General features: G+C 63.1%; 17 protein-coding genes and 1 tRNA gene. 11 read left to right on the top strand and 7 right to left on the bottom strand.

Annotated features, from left to right (window positions below):
• Positions 1–13 precede the first annotated feature (13 nt).
• The 4 genes from NKH57_RS04145 to NKH57_RS04130 all read left to right on the top strand — a co-directional run bounded on the left by NKH57_RS04145 (position 14) and on the right by NKH57_RS04130 (position 3015).
• On the top strand, positions 14–634 hold the full coding sequence (locus tag NKH57_RS04145) for a 2,3-bisphosphoglycerate-dependent phosphoglycerate mutase (protein ID WP_352837726.1): 621 nt from the start codon (positions 14–16) through the stop codon (positions 632–634).
• A 162-nt stretch (positions 635–796) separates the two neighbouring features.
• Positions 797–881 (top strand) — tRNA-Leu (locus NKH57_RS04140).
• 149 nt (positions 882–1030) lie between these two features.
• The gene (locus NKH57_RS04135) at positions 1031–2710 is read left to right on the top strand and encodes an FAD-dependent oxidoreductase (RefSeq protein WP_352941959.1); all 1680 of its coding nucleotides are present in this window, start codon (positions 1031–1033) and stop codon (positions 2708–2710) included.
• The gene (locus NKH57_RS04130; RefSeq protein WP_352941956.1) at positions 2707–3015 is read left to right on the top strand and encodes a UBP-type zinc finger domain-containing protein; all 309 of its coding nucleotides are present in this window, start codon (positions 2707–2709) and stop codon (positions 3013–3015) included. Before NKH57_RS04135 ends, NKH57_RS04130 begins: the two co-directional genes overlap by 4 nt.
• A gap of 176 nt (positions 3016–3191) precedes the next feature.
• Here the strand turns inward: NKH57_RS04130 and NKH57_RS04125 are convergent, their stop codons facing one another.
• Entirely contained in the window at positions 3192–3572 is a 381-nt protein-coding gene (locus NKH57_RS04125; RefSeq protein ID WP_352941954.1) for a YkvA family protein, read from the bottom strand.
• 67 nt (positions 3573–3639) lie between these two features.
• Positions 3640–4035, bottom strand: a complete 396-nt coding sequence (locus NKH57_RS04120) for a hypothetical protein (protein ID WP_352941951.1) — start codon at positions 4033–4035, stop codon at positions 3640–3642.
• Here NKH57_RS04120 and NKH57_RS04115 point away from each other — a divergent pair.
• The 5 genes from NKH57_RS04115 (at position 4019) to NKH57_RS04095 (ending at position 8233) form a co-directional block, all read left to right on the top strand.
• Positions 4019–4375 (top strand): hypothetical protein, encoded by a 357-nt coding sequence (locus NKH57_RS04115; protein WP_352941948.1) that lies wholly within the window; start codon positions 4019–4021, stop codon positions 4373–4375. The genes NKH57_RS04120 and NKH57_RS04115 overlap by 17 nt on opposite strands.
• Positions 4376–4499: 124 nt before the next feature.
• Positions 4500–4871: a hypothetical protein gene (locus NKH57_RS04110; protein WP_352486111.1), complete on the top strand. Its 372-nt coding sequence runs from the start codon at positions 4500–4502 to the stop codon at positions 4869–4871.
• Positions 4872–4979: 108 nt separating this feature from the next.
• Positions 4980–5606 carry a CDGSH iron-sulfur domain-containing protein gene (locus NKH57_RS04105; RefSeq protein WP_352941945.1) on the top strand — a complete coding sequence of 209 codons (627 nt, stop codon included), beginning with the start codon at positions 4980–4982 and terminating at the stop codon, positions 5604–5606.
• A 57-nt stretch (positions 5607–5663) separates the two neighbouring features.
• Positions 5664–5966, top strand: a complete 303-nt coding sequence (locus NKH57_RS04100; protein ID WP_023762630.1) for a cupredoxin domain-containing protein — start codon at positions 5664–5666, stop codon at positions 5964–5966.
• A gap of 224 nt (positions 5967–6190) precedes the next feature.
• Complete coding sequence (locus NKH57_RS04095; RefSeq protein ID WP_352941942.1) at positions 6191–8233, top strand: hydantoinase/oxoprolinase N-terminal domain-containing protein; 2043 nt, start codon at positions 6191–6193, stop codon at positions 8231–8233.
• Positions 8234–8271: 38 nt separating this feature from the next.
• On the opposite strand, the gene NKH57_RS04090 is transcribed toward NKH57_RS04095, so the two are convergent.
• Positions 8272–8691 carry a hypothetical protein gene (locus NKH57_RS04090; protein WP_352941940.1) on the bottom strand — a complete coding sequence of 140 codons (420 nt, stop codon included), beginning with the start codon at positions 8689–8691 and terminating at the stop codon, positions 8272–8274.
• Between the two features lie 233 nt (positions 8692–8924).
• On the opposite strand from NKH57_RS04090, the gene NKH57_RS04085 reads away from it, so the two are divergent.
• Complete coding sequence (locus tag NKH57_RS04085; RefSeq protein ID WP_352941937.1) at positions 8925–11093, top strand: malate synthase G; 2169 nt, start codon at positions 8925–8927, stop codon at positions 11091–11093.
• A gap of 77 nt (positions 11094–11170) precedes the next feature.
• Here the strand turns inward: NKH57_RS04085 and NKH57_RS04080 are convergent, their stop codons facing one another.
• Positions 11171–11710 (bottom strand): J domain-containing protein, encoded by a 540-nt coding sequence (locus NKH57_RS04080; protein WP_023762635.1) that lies wholly within the window; start codon positions 11708–11710, stop codon positions 11171–11173.
• A gap of 358 nt (positions 11711–12068) precedes the next feature.
• Between NKH57_RS04080 and NKH57_RS04075 the strand changes: the two genes are divergently transcribed.
• Complete coding sequence (locus NKH57_RS04075; RefSeq protein WP_352608651.1) at positions 12069–12299, top strand: exopolysaccharide production repressor protein; 231 nt, start codon at positions 12069–12071, stop codon at positions 12297–12299.
• 4 nt (positions 12300–12303) lie between these two features.
• On the opposite strand, the gene NKH57_RS04070 is transcribed toward NKH57_RS04075, so the two are convergent.
• The 3 genes from NKH57_RS04070 to gshB form a co-directional block, all read right to left on the bottom strand.
• The gene (locus tag NKH57_RS04070) at positions 12304–12588 is read right to left on the bottom strand and encodes a TfoX/Sxy family DNA transformation protein (RefSeq protein ID WP_352941934.1); all 285 of its coding nucleotides are present in this window, start codon (positions 12586–12588) and stop codon (positions 12304–12306) included.
• An 87-nt stretch (positions 12589–12675) separates the two neighbouring features.
• The gene (locus NKH57_RS04065; protein WP_352941931.1) at positions 12676–14208 is read right to left on the bottom strand and encodes a YifB family Mg chelatase-like AAA ATPase; all 1533 of its coding nucleotides are present in this window, start codon (positions 14206–14208) and stop codon (positions 12676–12678) included.
• A gap of 177 nt (positions 14209–14385) precedes the next feature.
• Positions 14386–15327 carry a glutathione synthase gene (gene gshB, locus NKH57_RS04060; RefSeq protein WP_352941929.1) on the bottom strand — a complete coding sequence of 314 codons (942 nt, stop codon included), beginning with the start codon at positions 15325–15327 and terminating at the stop codon, positions 14386–14388.
• Positions 15328–15659 lie beyond the last annotated feature (332 nt).

The following is a 15659-nucleotide window of genomic DNA, read 5'->3' as shown; positions in this document are numbered from 1 at the left end:
GAAGGGAGCAAACATGTCGAGAACCCTCGTGCTCGTGCGCCACGGCCAGAGCGAATGGAACCTGAAAAACCTGTTCACCGGCTGGCGCGATGTCGACCTGACCGAGCAGGGCCACGCCGAGGCCAGGGCCGCCGGCCAGAAACTCAAGGCGCGCGGGCTGAAATTCGACATCGCTTTCACCTCGGCGCTGATCAGGGCACAGAAGACCTGCCAGCACGTTCTCGACGCGGTCGGCCAGAGCGATCTGAAAACCATCCGCGACCAGGCACTGAACGAGCGCGACTATGGCGATCTCTCCGGCCTCAACAAGGACGACGCCCGCAAGAAATGGGGCGAGGAGCAGGTGCATGTCTGGCGCCGTTCCTATGACGTGGCGCCGCCCGCCGGCGAAAGCCTGAAGGACACCGGCGCCCGGGTCTGGCCCTATTATCTGCACGATCTGCAGCCGCATGTACTGCGCGGCGGCACGGTGCTGGTCGCCGCGCATGGCAACTCGCTGCGCGCGCTGATCATGGCGCTGGACGGCAAGTCGGGCGAGGAGATCGTCAAGCTGGAGCTTGGCACCGGCGTGCCGGTCATCTACCAGCTCAACGCCGATTCGACCGTGGCTTCGAAGGAAGTGCTGGAGGGCTGACAGTCCTTCAGCCGGCAAGCGGCCGGCCGTTCTTGATCGAGCATGATCTCTGGACAAACGGAAACTGTTTGTCCGAGAAAACCAGTTCCCACTTTTCGGGATCATGCTTTGAAAAAAGCGCGTTGACACACATCGCTCGCCCGCTTACATCAGCCCGCACCAGCCCAGATGGCGGAATTGGTAGACGCGCACGGTTCAGGTCCGTGTTCCGCAAGGAGTGGAGGTTCGAGTCCTCTTCTGGGCACCAAATTCCCGTTTCGAACCATTCGACGGTTCAGAAACTTAGAGAAAAAGCCCGGTTTGTCCGGGCTTTTTCTTTGCCGCCAACCTCCCCTTCCGGCCAGGCGCCGAACAAACCACTTCAAACCGCGCGACCCCTTCGCTACGCTCAAAGCCATGTCTCAATCCACTAACCCGATCTTCGGCGCCCGTCGCGACCAAGCCTTCCCGACGCTGGCCGAGGCGGACATCGATCGCATGCGCCGGTTCGGCGAGGCCAGCTTCTATGCCGCCGGCGAGAACATCATCACCGCAGGCGATGTGGCGCCCGGCTTGATCGTCGTGCTGTCGGGCAAAGTGGACATCATCCAGGGTGGCGGGCTCGGCCGGCGCGAGACGATCGTCACCCATGGACCGGGCAGTTTCGTCGGCGAACTGGCGCAGCTTTCGGCGCGTCCCTCGCTGGTGAATGCGCAGGCCGCCGATCCTGTGGAGGCGTTCGTCATCCCCTCGCAGCGGCTGCGCGACCTGATGGTGCAGGAGGCCAATCTTGGCGAGCGCATCATGCGGGCACTGATCCTGCGCCGCGTCGGGCTTTTGGAAAGTTCCACCAGCGGGCCGATCATCATCGGACCCCAGGACAACAGCGACGTGTTGCGGCTGCAAGGTTTCCTTGCTCGCAGCGGCCAGCCGCACCGCGTGCTTGATTCCGAGAGCGATCCTTGCGCCAAAACACTGGTCGAACGCTTCGATGTCGACCCTCACCATCTGCCGATCGTGCTGTGTCCGAACGGCAGGCTGCTGCTCAATCCCGGTGAGAAGGATCTCGCCCGCTGCATCGGCCTGCTGCGGCCGATCGATGCCGACAAATTATACGACGTCGCCATCGTCGGCGCCGGACCGGCGGGGCTGGCGGCTGCGGTCTATGCGGCTTCAGAAGGGCTATCGACCATCGTGCTCGATTGCCGTGCCTTCGGTGGACAGGCCGGTGCCTCCTCGCGCATCGAGAACTATCTCGGGTTCCCCACGGGCATTTCTGGCATGGCGCTGATGGCGCGCGCCTACAACCAGGCGCAGAAATTCGGCGTCGAAATGGTGATTCCGGACGAGGTGAAGCTATTGAGTTCCGCCACCGGAAATGCCCGCTACACGCTCGATGTCGGCGACGGCGAGACCGTTCGCACCCGCAGCGTGGTGATCGCCAGTGGCGCGCGCTATCGCCGCCTCGATGTCCCGAACCTGGCGCAGTTCGAGGGAACGTGCGTGCATTATTGGGCGTCGCCCATCGAAGGCCGGCTTTGCGCCGGGCAGGAAGTAGCACTTGTCGGCGCCGGCAACTCTGCCGGACAGGCGGCGGTCTACCTGGCCAGCCACGCGCGCAAGGTGGCGTTGCTGGCACGCGGCGGCAGCCTCGAAGCCAGCATGTCGCGCTATCTCGTCGAGCGCATCAAGGCGCAGCCGAACATCGAGGTGCTGACCGGAACCGAGGTCGAAGCCCTGGAAGGCGACGGGGGCAATCTTGCCGCCGTGCGCTGGCGCAATCGCGTAAGCGGCGAGGAAACGACGCGCCCGATCCGCCATCTCTTCCTGTTCATCGGAGCCGACCCGAACACCGACTGGCTGGCGAACTGCGACGTGGCGCTGGACGCCAAGGGTTTCGTGCGCACCGGATCGGACCTGGGATCGGCGCAGATGGAGACGAGCCGCAGCGGCGTATTCGCCATCGGCGACGTCCGCTCAGGCTCGGTCAAACGGGTCGCTGCGGCTGTCGGCGAAGGTGCCCAGGTGGTCGCGGCCTTGCATGCATATCTCGCGCTCGGCAACGCCAACGCACCTCTAACGCCCGGGAGACCATGATGGATGAATGCAGGCATACGCGCGACATCAGGAAGGTGACGCCGAGCGCGCTCGGCTGCGAGGAATGCCTGAAGAGCGGTTCGCAATGGGTGCATCTGCGGCTCTGCCGCACCTGTGGCCATGTCGGCTGCTGCGACGACTCACCCAACCGCCACGCCACCAAGCATTTTCACGCCACCAGGCATCCGATCATCGAGGGCTACGATCCGCCGGAAGGCTGGGCATGGTGCTATGTCGACGAGGTGTTTATCGACCTCGGCGACGACGTGACCCCGCAGAACGGCCCGATTCCGCGCTTTTATTGAGGCCGCACTGGGATGGGCCGATAGTTCAATCGTCACGCCGGCTTGCGTTGTCGCACGAATTTCCACTCGTGCCAGATCAACACCATGACGGCCGCATCGAAGACGACCAGGGCAAGCGGCGGCCTTTCCGATTCAAGGGATCCCGTCATCATTGGGCTCCCGGGGACTGTCGGGAATCAGCCAGCGAAGTATCGATATCCCAGCCATGCCGCCAGCGCGACCGAAGCGACCCAGATACAAGCGATGATAACCGCCGCGATGCGGCTCACCGGCCTGTCAGCGGCAAGGGCGGCGGCCTCCCGGTGTTCCGCCATGACCTCGGGCGGTATCATCTTGACAACCGCAAGGATACCCAAGGGGACCAGGATCACATCGTCGAGGTAGCCAAGCACAGGGATGAAATCAGGGATCAGGTCGATCGGGGATAAGGCGTAGCCTGCGACGCACACGGCAAGTGCCTTGGCATACCACGGCGTTCGGGGATCACGCGCGGCAAGGTAGAGCGCATGCACGTCGCGCTTGATCGTTCGCGCCCACTGGTTCAATGCCGCAGCCATTGGACGACCTTAGCGCCAAACGACAATGCGCTGATAGCTCGCGATCACCGCCTGCTATCAGGCCGTTTTATCGCACGGAGCCCGTGACGGTCCGGTCAATATCGGGAACGGATTTGCGTTCGTTGCCGGCAAGTGCCGCGATGATCAGCAGGCTGGCAACGACCGGGACAAACAGGATTGCAACGCGGGCTTGCACATAAAAAATCGCGCGCCATTCATTGCGCTTGTCGGGGCTGTTGCTCATCATGCTCACTTTGTCAGACCCCCCGGCCGTGACATAGCCGTGAACGGTTAAGCAACTCCTTACGACTTTGTTAATGGGCGGAATTGAGGCGAAGGATGCCGATGAGATCGTCGCAGTCTTGGACAGGAGATCGTCGGCGTCGCGGCTTCCCAGTTCCCTGCTTGCATGCGATTCTGCCGCGATGATTCGGGAGATCGAGACCGTGACGCTGTTTCGCATGGCTGTGCTTGCGGTCTTGGTCTTCACCGCCCCGGCTCAGGCCGCCGACATGGCTTTCTTCATCAAGAACCTGCGCAAGGAAGCGGTTGCGGTCGAACTGTTCAGCCGCGACCGCGAAACGGTTTGGCCGGGCAACGACAAGGTGTTCCTGATCGACCCCGGCTCGCAGAAATCCGTGCCGCTCTCGTGCAATCAGGGCGAACACATCTGTTATGGCGCCTGGGTCGAAGGCAACGACAGCATTTCCGCCGGCGTCGGACCGGACAATGACCAGCCCTGCGACACCTGCTGCTTCTTCTGCGTGGAGCACTCGACCGAGACGATCGATCTGGTGCCATAGGGGAGACGCACGCCGATATCCCCAAAATCAGTTCGGGAATTGTTGCAATCATCCCTTTAGCGATTCACCACAGCATGCGATGGTCGCCGCGCGGCCGGATGGGCCGCTACTTCAGGGGGTTACCATGCTTTACACCTACGCGCGCCGCACGTTGGTCGCGCTTTCTCTCGTCATGGCGTTCGCGCCGGCGGCACATGCCGACGACGTCACCTTTTCCATCAAGAACGGCCATCCCAATGCCATGCGCGTCGAACTGTACAGCCAGGACCGTGACTATGTCTGGCCGGGTAACGACAAGGATTTCTACCTCGATGACGGCGAGACCAAGCAGCTGCCGATATCCTGCAACGCCGGCGAATCGATCTGCTATGGCGCCTGGGTCGATGGCGACGAAGGGACCTATTGGGGTGTCGGCCCCGGCAACAAGGAAAAATGCGAGGATTGCTGCTATACCTGCAACGGCGGCGAAACCGAGGAGATCGACTTGGTCCCCTGACCGGGTTGCCAGCTTGACGGTTATCCTGCCGAACCCCTAGCCTGCGCGAATACCCAGAGCGCGCCGCGTTGGTTGACGCGACGCGCGCCAGGCAGAAGGAGCACGGCAATGGCCGGTATGGTCGAAGGCGACAAGATCGACGTCGGGTTCTCCGGCAGGCGCTGCATCCATTCGCGAAACTGCGTGCTCGGCGATCCGCATGTCTTCGTGCCCAACGCACCGGGCCAGTGGATTCATCCCGAGGCGGCAAGCGTCGAGAAGATCGTCGCCATCGCCGAAAGCTGCCCCTCGGGCGCCATCACCTACGTCAGGAAGGATGGCGGGCCGCAGGAGCAGCCGCCAGTGGTCAACACCGTACGGCTGCGGGAAAACGGCCCGCTGGCGGTCCATGCCGAGATCGTGCTCGACGGCGAAACGTTTTACCGCGCCACGCTGTGCCGCTGCGGCGCGTCCGAAAACAAGCCGTTCTGCGACGGCAGCCACAACAAATCAGGTTTTGCCGCCACCGGCGAGCCGCCGCTGAAGGACACGCCGGCGCTGGAGGCAAGGAACGGCCCGCTGACGGTGACGCCGACCACCAACGGCCCGCTCAAGCTCGAAGGCAATGTCGAGATCGTCACCGGCACCGGCCACACAGTCGATCGTACGCAACGTACCTTCCTCTGCCGCTGTGGCCATTCCGCCAACAAGCCGTTTTGCGACGGTACGCATAAAAAGATCGGCTTCGTGGCATGAAAGACAGTTCGCCAGCGTTAGTGTAGGATGAGGGTCCGCGCTCAGGAGGAATCCATCATGCGCACCATGCTCGTACTCGCTCTGCTTGCCTTTGCCATGCCCGCTTACGCAGCCAATCATGCGGTCCAGATCAAGGGCATGAAATTCAACCCGTCGAAAATCTCGGTCGCCGTCGGCGATACCATCACTTTCACCAATGCCGATCCGATGACGCACACCGCCACCGCACTTGACGGCTCCTTCGACACCGGCCATCTCGCCACCGGCAAGAGCGCCAAGGTCAAGATATCAGCTGCCGGCGCACACCCGTTCCATTGTGCGATCCATAGCTCGATGAAGGGCACTGTCGCGGCGAAATAGCGGCATCTCGCTAGACTTTCTTTCGGCACGGCGCGCAGACTTTTCGACGCCGGCGGGAGATGGTTGCAGCGTTGCGGCCAAAGCTGGCGATCTCTCCCGGAGGGGGAGATCAAATCCTCATCACGGCCATCGCGTGTTGGCCCAGCGGTCGCGGCTTTATCGCCCGGCCTGTATCGGCTAAGGGCAGGGGCAGATAAATTCGCCAGCCGGACCGCCGCCAAACGATGACCGCCAAGACCAAGCCAAAGCCGCTGTTCCTAGGGATCGACACCGGCGGAACCTATACCGATGCCGTGCTATGGTCCGAGACGGAAGGCAAGCAAGAGGAGCCCAACAAGGGCAAGGTGCTGGCCAAGGCCAAGGCGCTGACCACCAGGCATGATCTCGCCGTCGGCATTTCCGGCGCCGTCGATGCGGTGTTGCAGAAGGCCGGCACCGATCCCGCCGCCATCAAACTGGTTTCGATGTCGACGACGCTTGCCACCAACGCGCTGGTCGAGGGCCAGGGCGGCCGCGTCGCGCTGGTGATGATCGGCTTTTCGGAGGGAGACCTCGCCCGCGACGGACTGAAAGCCGCACTCGGCACCGACCCGGTGGTGTTTTGTCCGGGCGGCCACGACGTGCACGGCAATGCCGCCAAACTCGATCTGTCCGGACTGGAGGCGGCGCTGCCGGAACTCGGCGCCTCGGTGTCCGGCTTTGCCGTTTGTGCCTATTTTGCGACCCGCAATCCGGCGCATGAGATCGCCGCCCGCGAGCTGATCCGCGAAACGACCGGCCTGCCGGTCACATCGAGCCACGAACTGTCTGCCAAGCTCGGCGGCCCGCGCCGGGCGCTGACGACGCTGCTCAATGCCAGGCTGATCTCGATGATCGACCGGCTGGTGGCGGCGACCGAAGGCTTCCTCGAGCAGCGCAACATCGCGGCACCCCTGATGGTGGTGCGTGGCGACGGCGCGCTGGTTTCGGCGGCGTTCGCCCGCCAGCGGCCGATCGAGACCATCCTGTCCGGCCCGGCCGCCAGCCTGGTGGGCGCCCGCCACATGACCGGGCTCGACAATGCGATGGTGTCCGATATCGGCGGCACCACCACCGACGTCGCCGTGCTCGATGGCGGCCGGCCGCGGCTCGATCCGGAAGGCGCCACCGTCGGCGGCTTCCGCACCATGGTCGAGGCTGTCGCCATGCGCACCTTCGGCCTCGGTGGCGATTCCGAAGTGACGCTGGAAGATGGCGCGCTCAACCCAAGGATCCTGCTCGGGCCGCGCCGCCTGGTACCACTGGCGCTGGCCGGCATGGCGCATGGCAGCGCAGTCACATCGGAGCTGGAGCGCCAGCTGCGAGCGCCCAATCCCGGCCGGATGGACGGCCGCTTCGCGGTGCGCACCGGCGTGCCGGACCGGCTCGCCGCCGGTCTCACCGGCGCCGAAGCCAGGCTTTACGAGATGATCGGTGCCACGCCGCTCGCCATCGACAGGCTTTTGACCTCGAACGCGCAGAACGCAACGCTCAACCGGCTTGTGTCGCGCGGGCTGGTGCATATCGCCGGCTTCACCCCGTCGGATGCCGCCCATGTGCTGCGCAAGCAGGCGAACTGGGATCCGGTTGCCGCGCGTCTCGGCGCCGAACTGTTCGCGCGCAAGCGCGACGGCCGTGGCCAGTTCATCGCCGCTTCGCCCGAAGTGATCTCGGAGCGGGTGCTGGTGACGCTGACCCGCTGGTCGGCCGAATATATCCTCGAAACCGCCTTTGCCGAGGACGGGCTCGATGGTGCCTCGACGGTGGCGCACGCGCTGGTGCAGCGCGCGGTCGACGCGCATCCCGGCATTGCCCGGCTGAGCGTGGCGCTCGACCGCCCGGTCATCGGCCTCGGCGCCTCGGCGCCGCTGCACTATGCCGGGCTGCCGCCCTTGATCGGCAATGACTGCGTGGTGCCTGAGGATACCGATGTCGCCAACGCGCTCGGCGCCGTCGTCGGCCAGGTCAGGGTGTCGGCCGAGGCGCGGGTCAGCCAGCCCAGGGAAGGGCTGTTTCGCCTTGCCTCGGGTGAAACCGTGCGCGATTTCCTCGACGAGGCGGCAGCGATCGCGGCGGCCGAGGCCGATGTCCGCGCCATCGTCGCGGCGCGCGCGAAGGAAGCCGGCACCGACAGCGCCGAGATTGATGTCACGACCGAATTCCGCGTTTCCACAGTCGAAGCCCAGCGCATGTTCATCGAGGCCCATGTGGTGGCGGTTGCCGCGGGCCGGCCAAGGATTGCGGTGTGAGCGCGTTGGCGCATTTGAACAAATGCGCATAGCACCCGTCAGATGGAAGATTTCGGCACGGTAAGTCGCTCGAACACTGCGTGCACCCGTATTCGACTGCCGTTCGGGTCGATGATCTGCATGATCAAAAGCAGCTTATCTTGACGAATCTTGAAGGCTGCCGACAAGGTTCTGGCCTTGGCGCCCGCCGATGCCGACCCGGGCCAACTGCCGTTTCCGATCAAGGCCTGTTCCCCACTTATCATTTTCGCTTTCAGATCGGCGGTCCACCCATTGCTCGCATCGACCTGAAGGCCTGGACCGCTGCGGATAACCACCGTGCAATCGGCACATTTGCCGCCCGTTGAGTAAACCTGCCGCCATGTGCCGACGAACTCGACATCTGCAGCAGCGACGGGAGCGGCGCTCGCGAATGCAACAACGAGTGAAACAACAGTAACCCAGGCAAATCTCAACATCGGCATACTCCCAAAATGCCTGCCTCATTTGACATACAATGTATAAGGCCGGATTTACTGGAATGAGAAAATTGACGATATGTATGCGATTAGCATGGCCACCTGTGCCATGAGATATCGTTTCGCTTTGGTATGACGAAGGCTGCAAAAACGCCACCTTCACCCTAAGCTGAATTGACCCGGCAAACCTGACATGCCAAAGGCCCGCAAACCCTTTCATCTGGAGTAGCCTGATGACCGATCGCATCGAGATCGCCGGATTGCGGATCGCCCGCGAGCTGCATGAGTTCGTAGCCAGGGAAGCGCTACCCGGCACCGGCATCGAAGCGGACGCGTTCTGGAACGGGTTTTCAGCCATCGTCCACGATCTGGCGCCGAAGAACCGGGCGCTGCTCGAAAAACGTGACGCCATGCAGGAAAAGCTCGACGGCTGGTATCGCGACAACGGCGCGCCCGTCGACATGGAGGCCTACAAAACCTTCCTCAGGGAGGTCGGCTATCTCCTCCCCGAAGGTCCAGCCTTCAGCGTGTCGACTGGCAATGTCGACCCGGAAATCGCCGTCGTTGCCGGCCCGCAGCTGGTGGTGCCGGTGATGAATGCGCGTTATGCGCTGAACGCCGCCAATGCGCGCTGGGGTTCGCTCTACGACGCGCTCTATGGCACCGACGCGATCCCAGAGACGGACGGCGCCGAGAAGGGCGGGAAATTCAACCCGGCGCGCGGCGCCAAGGTCGTCGCCTGGACAAAGAGCTTTCTCGACGAGGCTGCCCCGCTCACCTCGGGCAAGTGGGCAGGCGTGAATGGCCTGTCGGTGGCCAATGGCGCGCTGAAGCTTGGCGCCGGTGCCGGCTCGACGACGCTTGCCGATCCCAAACAATTCGTCGGCTATCGCGGCGATGCCGCCAATCCCGGTGCCGTGCTGCTGGTCAGAAACGGCCTGCACATCGAGATCGTGATCGACCGCAACAACCAGATCGGCCGCACCGACCCGGCAGGCATCGCCGATGTCATCCTGGAATCGGCGTTGACCACCATCCAGGATTGCGAGGATTCGGTCGCGGCGGTGGATGCGCAGGACAAGGTCGTCGTCTACCGCAACTGGCTCGGACTGATGAAGGGCGATCTGGCGGAAGAGATCACCAAGGGCGGCAAGAGTTTTGTCCGCAGGCTCAATCCCGACCGCTCCTACACCGCGCCCACAGGCGGCACGCTGACCGTGCCAGGCCGCTCGCTGATGCTGGTCAGGAATGTCGGCCACCTGATGACCAATCGGGCGATAACGGACCGCGACGGCAACGAGGTGCCGGAAGGCATCATGGATGCGGCGCTGACGGCGCTGATCGCGCTGCATGACGTCGGACCCAATGGCCGCCGCGCCAATTCCCGCGCCGGCTCTATGTATGTGGTGAAGCCCAAGATGCACGGGCCGGAGGAAATCGCCTTCGCCGTCGAGATATTCGACCGTGTCGAAGCCCTGCTCGGCATGACCAAGAACACCATCAAGATGGGCATCATGGACGAGGAGCGGCGCACGACCGTCAACCTCAAGGAAGCGATCCGTGCCGCGAAAGAGCGTGTGGTATTCATCAACACCGGCTTCCTCGACCGCACCGGCGACGAGATCCACACCTCGATGGAAGCCGGTCCGATGATCCGCAAGGGCGACATGAAGCAGGCCGCGTGGATTTCCGCCTACGAGGCCTGGAATGTCGACACCGGCCTCGAATGCGGGTTGGCCGGCCATGCACAGATCGGCAAGGGCATGTGGGCGATGCCTGATTTGATGGCTGCTATGCTGGCCGAGAAGATCGCCCACCCCAAGGCCGGCGCCAACACCGCCTGGGTGCCGTCGCCGACGGCGGCGACGCTGCATGCCACGCACTACCACAAGGTCGATGTCCATGCCGTGCAGGCAGCACTCAAGACCCGGCCCAAGGCCAAGCTCGACGATATCCTGTCGGTGCCGGTCGCGGTGCGGCCGAACTGGTCTTCCGAAGACATCCAGAAGGAGCTCGACAACAACGCGCAAGGCATTCTCGGCTACGTCGTGCGCTGGATCGACCAGGGCGTCGGCTGTTCGAAAGTGCCTGACATCAACGATGTCGGCCTGATGGAAGACCGTGCCACGCTGCGTATTTCGTCACAGCACATCGCCAACTGGCTGCATCACCGTGTGTGCACACAGGACCAGGTGATAGCGACGATGAAGCGCATGGCTGCGATCGTCGATCGCCAGAACGAAGGCGACCCGCTCTACCATCCGATGGCCGCCGACTTCGACACCTCGATCGCCTTCCAGGCCGCCTGCGATCTGGTCTTCAAAGGCCGCGTCCAGCCCAATGGCTACACCGAACCGGTTCTGCACGCGCGCCGGCTGGAGCTGAAGGCGAAGCAGGGCTGAACAGCCACAAGCGGCCTGCCGCTGCCGTGAATGGGGCGGCGGATATTCGACCTGGGTTTCCAGCCAGCGACAAGGCCTCAGGAGGCTCTGTGGTCCAGGAGCCGAACGACGGGATCGCGACGGTGTTCGGAGTTGGCGCGATCGACGCCTTCTACCGTAATCGCGATCGTTCCATTTTCCACTCTTGCTATCCAGCCTTTTGCTTTCAGGTACCAGAGATGAAATTCCAGGTGTTCTCGCGGGCAGCCTGACAGGCGTTCGAGTTCTACATCTCCGATCCCGGGATTGGTGACGTCGTGCCGGCGCTTCGCGTAAAGCAGCGAGAGGAGTTTGGCCTGGATCACGACATCCCGCTCGATGCCTTTGGTGCTGCTTGCTTCCTCGGTCAATTCACGGCGAAGGCTGGCATTATCCCTGTACGCGATGTCGTATTGAGCGCGCTTTACCGGATCCTTGAGCGTATTGTGCGCTTCTACGATTTCGCTGAAGCGGGTTTCATCGCCGGTCTGTTGATTGTCTGGATGATAGCGCATCGCAAAATAGCGAAATATTCGCTCCAGCGTTTCTGAATTGGCGTTCGGGCTAACTTCCAGGATTTCGTAGTAGTCGATGAACATTGCCGACACCCCCAAACCCAATCATATTCGTATTGTCTAAGCTAAGGAACATCCAATGCAACAGCCAAGACCTTAGTCGGGCGCCGATAACGGCCATCCTTCCGGTGAAGGGGTGAGAAAAATGGCCGACGCCCGTCCGGTGGGGGCCGTTGGGTGATGCGGACGCCGGCCAAGCGGACAATCAGGTCCGCCGCACTGCAGACATGGCCGATTTGTAAGGGGCCCGTTATGGCGTGATCGCGGAAGCCGGCGAGGCATCGGCCATCGTGACGAGGCGCGCAGCTTGGTCCTGTAAGCTTGCAATTTGGCTAAATTAGTGAAAACTTAACTAGCGGCTGGTCGAGCGGGTGGCAAAACGATGTATTTTCCGCAGTTCCTGGTGGGCATGTCCGCCACCACGATCACGGTGGCGATCTGGGCCTACATTGAAGCCGGATCGGTCTGGGTGGCGTTCGGTTGGGCCATTCTAGCAATGGTCATACTTCAGGTGGGATACGTCGGCCTGCTGGTTCACTTGATATTCAGGCGAGCACCGGAAGTGTCCGACGCCCATGCGACGCCGGCAGACCCAACGTCACCGTTGATGTGAATGCTCATTCGGCAGGGTCGGCTTGCCGCGCGGTCGCATAGCGGGCCTGCCGACGCAGATGCTCCTTGGTTCCGCTGTCGAGCGCCCGCCAGTCACAACCGCGGATCGCCGCCTCCATCGCATAGAGCGCGTTGATGGTTATATGCTGTCCGAACCGGAATTTCAGACGGTGATAAGCCTCAACCGCGCCTAAACCGCGCAAATCCTCCTCACAGAGAACATCGATTTCCGCCAGCATCCGCGCTGTAGCTGGTCCAAGGTTTCTCATGTCTTCGATGCGAGTGCTCATGGCTGGGTTCCGGCGCGCTCACAGCGCGCAAGATAGTCCCTATAGGATTTGCCACCTTCTCCGGGAAAGCGGTGCCTCACCTGCCCGTCAAGCCGCCTGCGCCATGCGCTCCGAACTCATGCGGTAGGAAATTGCCTCCGCCAGGTGAATGCGGCCGACGGCTTCGCTGGCGTCGAGATCGGCCAGCGTGCGCGCCACCTTCAGCACCCGGTGATAGGCGCGGGCGGAAAAGGCGAGCTTCTCGCTGGCGTCCTTGAGCAGTGACAGGCCGGCGGCGTCAGGCATGGCGATCTCCTCGATGACCGAGGGCGCACAATGCGCGTTGGTGGTGGCGCGGGTGGCGCCGAGCCGTTCGAAGCGCTCGCGCTGGATGGTGCGGGCGCGCGCCACGCGCAGCGCCACTTCGGCGCTTTTCTCCGCCCGGTCGGGCCGGATCAGATCGCTTGCCGACACCGCCGGCACTTCGATCCGCAGATCGATGCGGTCGAGCAGCGGGCCCGAGATGCGCGCCTGGTAGTCGGTGCGGCAACGCTCGCCACGCAGGCAGCGATAGCCCGGCTCGCCAGCCATGCCGCACCGGCAAGGGTTCATCGCCGCGACCAGTTGGATGCGCGCCGGATAGGTGACGCGATGATTGGCGCGCGCGATCATGCAGTCGCCGGTCTCGAGCGGCTGGCGCAAGGCATCGAGCGTCTGCGGCGTGAATTCGGGAAACTCGTCGAGAAACAGCACACCGTGATGGGCAAGCGACACTTCTCCCGGCCGTGCACGTACGCCACCGCCGACCATCGCCGCCATCGAAGCCGAATGGTGCGGGGCGCGGAATGGCCGCCGGTCGGTCAACTTGCCTTCGCCGAGTTCGCCCGCCACCGAGGCGATCATCGAGACCTCAAGCAATTCCTTCGGCGCCAGCGGCGGCAGGATCGACGGCAGCCGCTGTGCCAGCATCGATTTGCCCGAGCCGGGCGGACCGATCATCAAAAGGTTATGACCACCGGCCGCCGCCACTTCCAGCGCCCGCTTGGCGGTCTCCTGGCCCTTGATGTCAGCAAGGTCGGGCAGGTCGCGTGCCGCGGCGTGGATGCCGGCTTCCGGCCGCGACAGCACCTGCGTGCCGCGAAAATGATTGGCGATGGCGATCAGGCTGCGCGGCGCCAGAATGTCGATTTCCTTGCCCGCCCAGGCCGCTTCCGGCCCGCAGGCAAACGGGCAGATGAGTCCCTTGCCCTCTGCATTGGCGGCGATGGCCGCCGGCAAGGCACCGGCGACCGCGGCAATCGTGCCATCAAGCGACAATTCGCCAAGGACGACGTAGCCGGCCAGCATGTCGCCCGGAATGGCGCCCAATGCCGCCATCAGGCCAAGCGCGATCGGCAAATCGTAATGGCTGCCTTCCTTCGGCAGGTCGGCGGGCGCCAGATTGACCGTGACTTTCTTCGACGGCATCGACAGGCCCGAGGCATGAAGCGCCGCCTGCACCCGCTCTCGACTTTCGGCCACCGCCTTGTCGCCAAGGCCGACGATATGCATGTTGACCTTGCCAGGCGCGATCATCACCTGCACGTCGACGGGCACGGCCTCAATGCCCTGGAAAGCGACCGTGCGAACCCGCGCCACCATTTGCCCACCCCGAATGTGGGCTTGCCCGAGCCCGCGCCATTAGGGCGTTGGAGCCCCTTTGGCGAGACAATCACAATTTCCCGGCCAAATCAAGAACATTACAGGAACGCATGAGCGCGTAGGTTGCAGCCGGACAGAGCTCGGTTGCAATGCCAAGCTAAGACGAAATGAAGACGGTTACTTCCGTTTGTCCTCGATCGCGTCCCAGAACAGGCTGGCGATGTCGGCGCCGCCGAAGCGCTGCACTTCGCGCACGCCGGTCGGCGAGGTCACGTTGATCTCGGTCATGTAGTCGCCGATGACATCGATGCCGACGAGGATGAAGCCGCGCTCTTTCAGCGATGGCCCGATACGGGCGCAGATCTCGCGCTCGCGTGCCGTCAGCTCGGTCTTTTCGGCGCGGCCGCCGACATGCATGTTGGAGCGGGAATCGTGTTCGGCCGGCACCCGGTTGATGGCACCGACCGGTTCGCCGTCGACCAGGATGATGCGCTTGTCGCCCTTGCGCACGTCCTTCAGGTAGCGCTGCACGATATAGGGCTCGCGGAACATCTGGCCGAACATTTCGAGCAGCGAGGCAAGGTTGCGGTCGGCCTCGTGCAGATGGAAGATGCCGGCGCCGCCATTGCCGTAGAGCGGCTTGATGATGATGTCGCCGAACTCCTTGCGGAAGGCGGCCACTTCCAGCGGGTCCTTGGTGATCAGCGTGTCCGGCATCAGGTCGGGAAACTCGGTGACGAAGATCTTTTCCGGGCTGTTGCGCACCCAGGCCGGGTCGTTGACCACCAACGTCTTCGGATGGATTCGCTCGAGGATATGCGTGGTGGTGATGTAGTTCATGTCGAAGGGCGGATCCTGCCTGAGCAGGACCACGTCCATCTCCGACAAATCGGTGCGCACCCTCTCGCCCAGCGAGTAGTGGCTGCCCTTCTCGTCGCGCACCTGCATTTCCTCGATGCGGGCAAACACCTTGCCGTCGCGCAGCGACAGCCGGTCGGGCGTGTAGTGGAACAGCTGGTGGCCGCGCCGCTGCGCTTCCAGCGACAGCGCGAACGAGGTGTCGCCGGCGATCGACACGGTGGAGATGTGGTCCATCTGGACTGCGATTTTCAGCTTCATGGCGGTCTCCGGTGGACTCGGATGGGACGACTGTCTTGCCTGTACAGGCTCACTGTCCGTCTGCCAATCGCGACATTCCAGGATTGGCATAAGCAAGTCGCAAAGCCAGGCCGGCATTGATCTTGCCGGCCATGTGCAGACAAGGCGAGGCGCCGGGTCATCCGGTGGCGGCAAACGACGGAGATGTGCGCGTGAAAACAACGGCTTGACACGCCCCACGTCGGCCTTCCCGAAGGTGATGCGCTTTACCCGTGAAAAATCCATTTGGCGATACGTTTCCTAAAGGGTTTGCTGCCAGTCTCGCAATAAATTCCGACGACACAAAACAGGGA

This window comes from Mesorhizobium sp. M1050 (genome assembly GCF_040318715.1).
Taxonomy (GTDB): domain Bacteria; phylum Pseudomonadota; class Alphaproteobacteria; order Rhizobiales; family Rhizobiaceae; genus Mesorhizobium.
The sequence above is the reverse complement of the archived record's forward strand: the minus strand, read 5'-3'. Positions and strand labels throughout refer to the sequence as shown.

What these genes read in the sequence shown, in the direction of transcription:
- NKH57_RS04145 (WP_352837726.1), top strand. Translation starts at nt 14, where the DNA reads ATGTCGAGAACCCTCGTGCTCGTGCGCCACGGCCAGAGCGAATGGAAC.
- NKH57_RS04135 (WP_352941959.1), top strand. Translation starts at nt 1,031, where the DNA reads ATGTCTCAATCCACTAACCCGATCTTCGGCGCCCGTCGCGACCAAGCC.
- NKH57_RS04130 (WP_352941956.1), top strand. Translation starts at nt 2,707, where the DNA reads ATGATGGATGAATGCAGGCATACGCGCGACATCAGGAAGGTGACGCCG.
- NKH57_RS04125 (WP_352941954.1), bottom strand. Translation starts at nt 3,572, where the DNA reads ATGGCTGCGGCATTGAACCAGTGGGCGCGAACGATCAAGCGCGACGTG.
- NKH57_RS04120 (WP_352941951.1), bottom strand. Translation starts at nt 4,035, where the DNA reads ATGCGAAACAGCGTCACGGTCTCGATCTCCCGAATCATCGCGGCAGAA.
- NKH57_RS04110 (WP_352486111.1), top strand. Translation starts at nt 4,500, where the DNA reads ATGCTTTACACCTACGCGCGCCGCACGTTGGTCGCGCTTTCTCTCGTC.
- NKH57_RS04105 (WP_352941945.1), top strand. Translation starts at nt 4,980, where the DNA reads ATGGCCGGTATGGTCGAAGGCGACAAGATCGACGTCGGGTTCTCCGGC.
- NKH57_RS04100 (WP_023762630.1), top strand. Translation starts at nt 5,664, where the DNA reads ATGCGCACCATGCTCGTACTCGCTCTGCTTGCCTTTGCCATGCCCGCT.
- NKH57_RS04095 (WP_352941942.1), top strand. Translation starts at nt 6,191, where the DNA reads ATGACCGCCAAGACCAAGCCAAAGCCGCTGTTCCTAGGGATCGACACC.
- NKH57_RS04090 (WP_352941940.1), bottom strand. Translation starts at nt 8,691, where the DNA reads ATGTTGAGATTTGCCTGGGTTACTGTTGTTTCACTCGTTGTTGCATTC.
- NKH57_RS04085 (WP_352941937.1), top strand. Translation starts at nt 8,925, where the DNA reads ATGACCGATCGCATCGAGATCGCCGGATTGCGGATCGCCCGCGAGCTG.
- NKH57_RS04080 (WP_023762635.1), bottom strand. Translation starts at nt 11,710, where the DNA reads ATGTTCATCGACTACTACGAAATCCTGGAAGTTAGCCCGAACGCCAAT.
- NKH57_RS04075 (WP_352608651.1), top strand. Translation starts at nt 12,069, where the DNA reads ATGTATTTTCCGCAGTTCCTGGTGGGCATGTCCGCCACCACGATCACG.
- NKH57_RS04070 (WP_352941934.1), bottom strand. Translation starts at nt 12,588, where the DNA reads ATGAGCACTCGCATCGAAGACATGAGAAACCTTGGACCAGCTACAGCG.
- NKH57_RS04065 (WP_352941931.1), bottom strand. Translation starts at nt 14,208, where the DNA reads ATGGTGGCGCGGGTTCGCACGGTCGCTTTCCAGGGCATTGAGGCCGTG.
- gshB (WP_352941929.1), bottom strand. Translation starts at nt 15,327, where the DNA reads ATGAAGCTGAAAATCGCAGTCCAGATGGACCACATCTCCACCGTGTCG.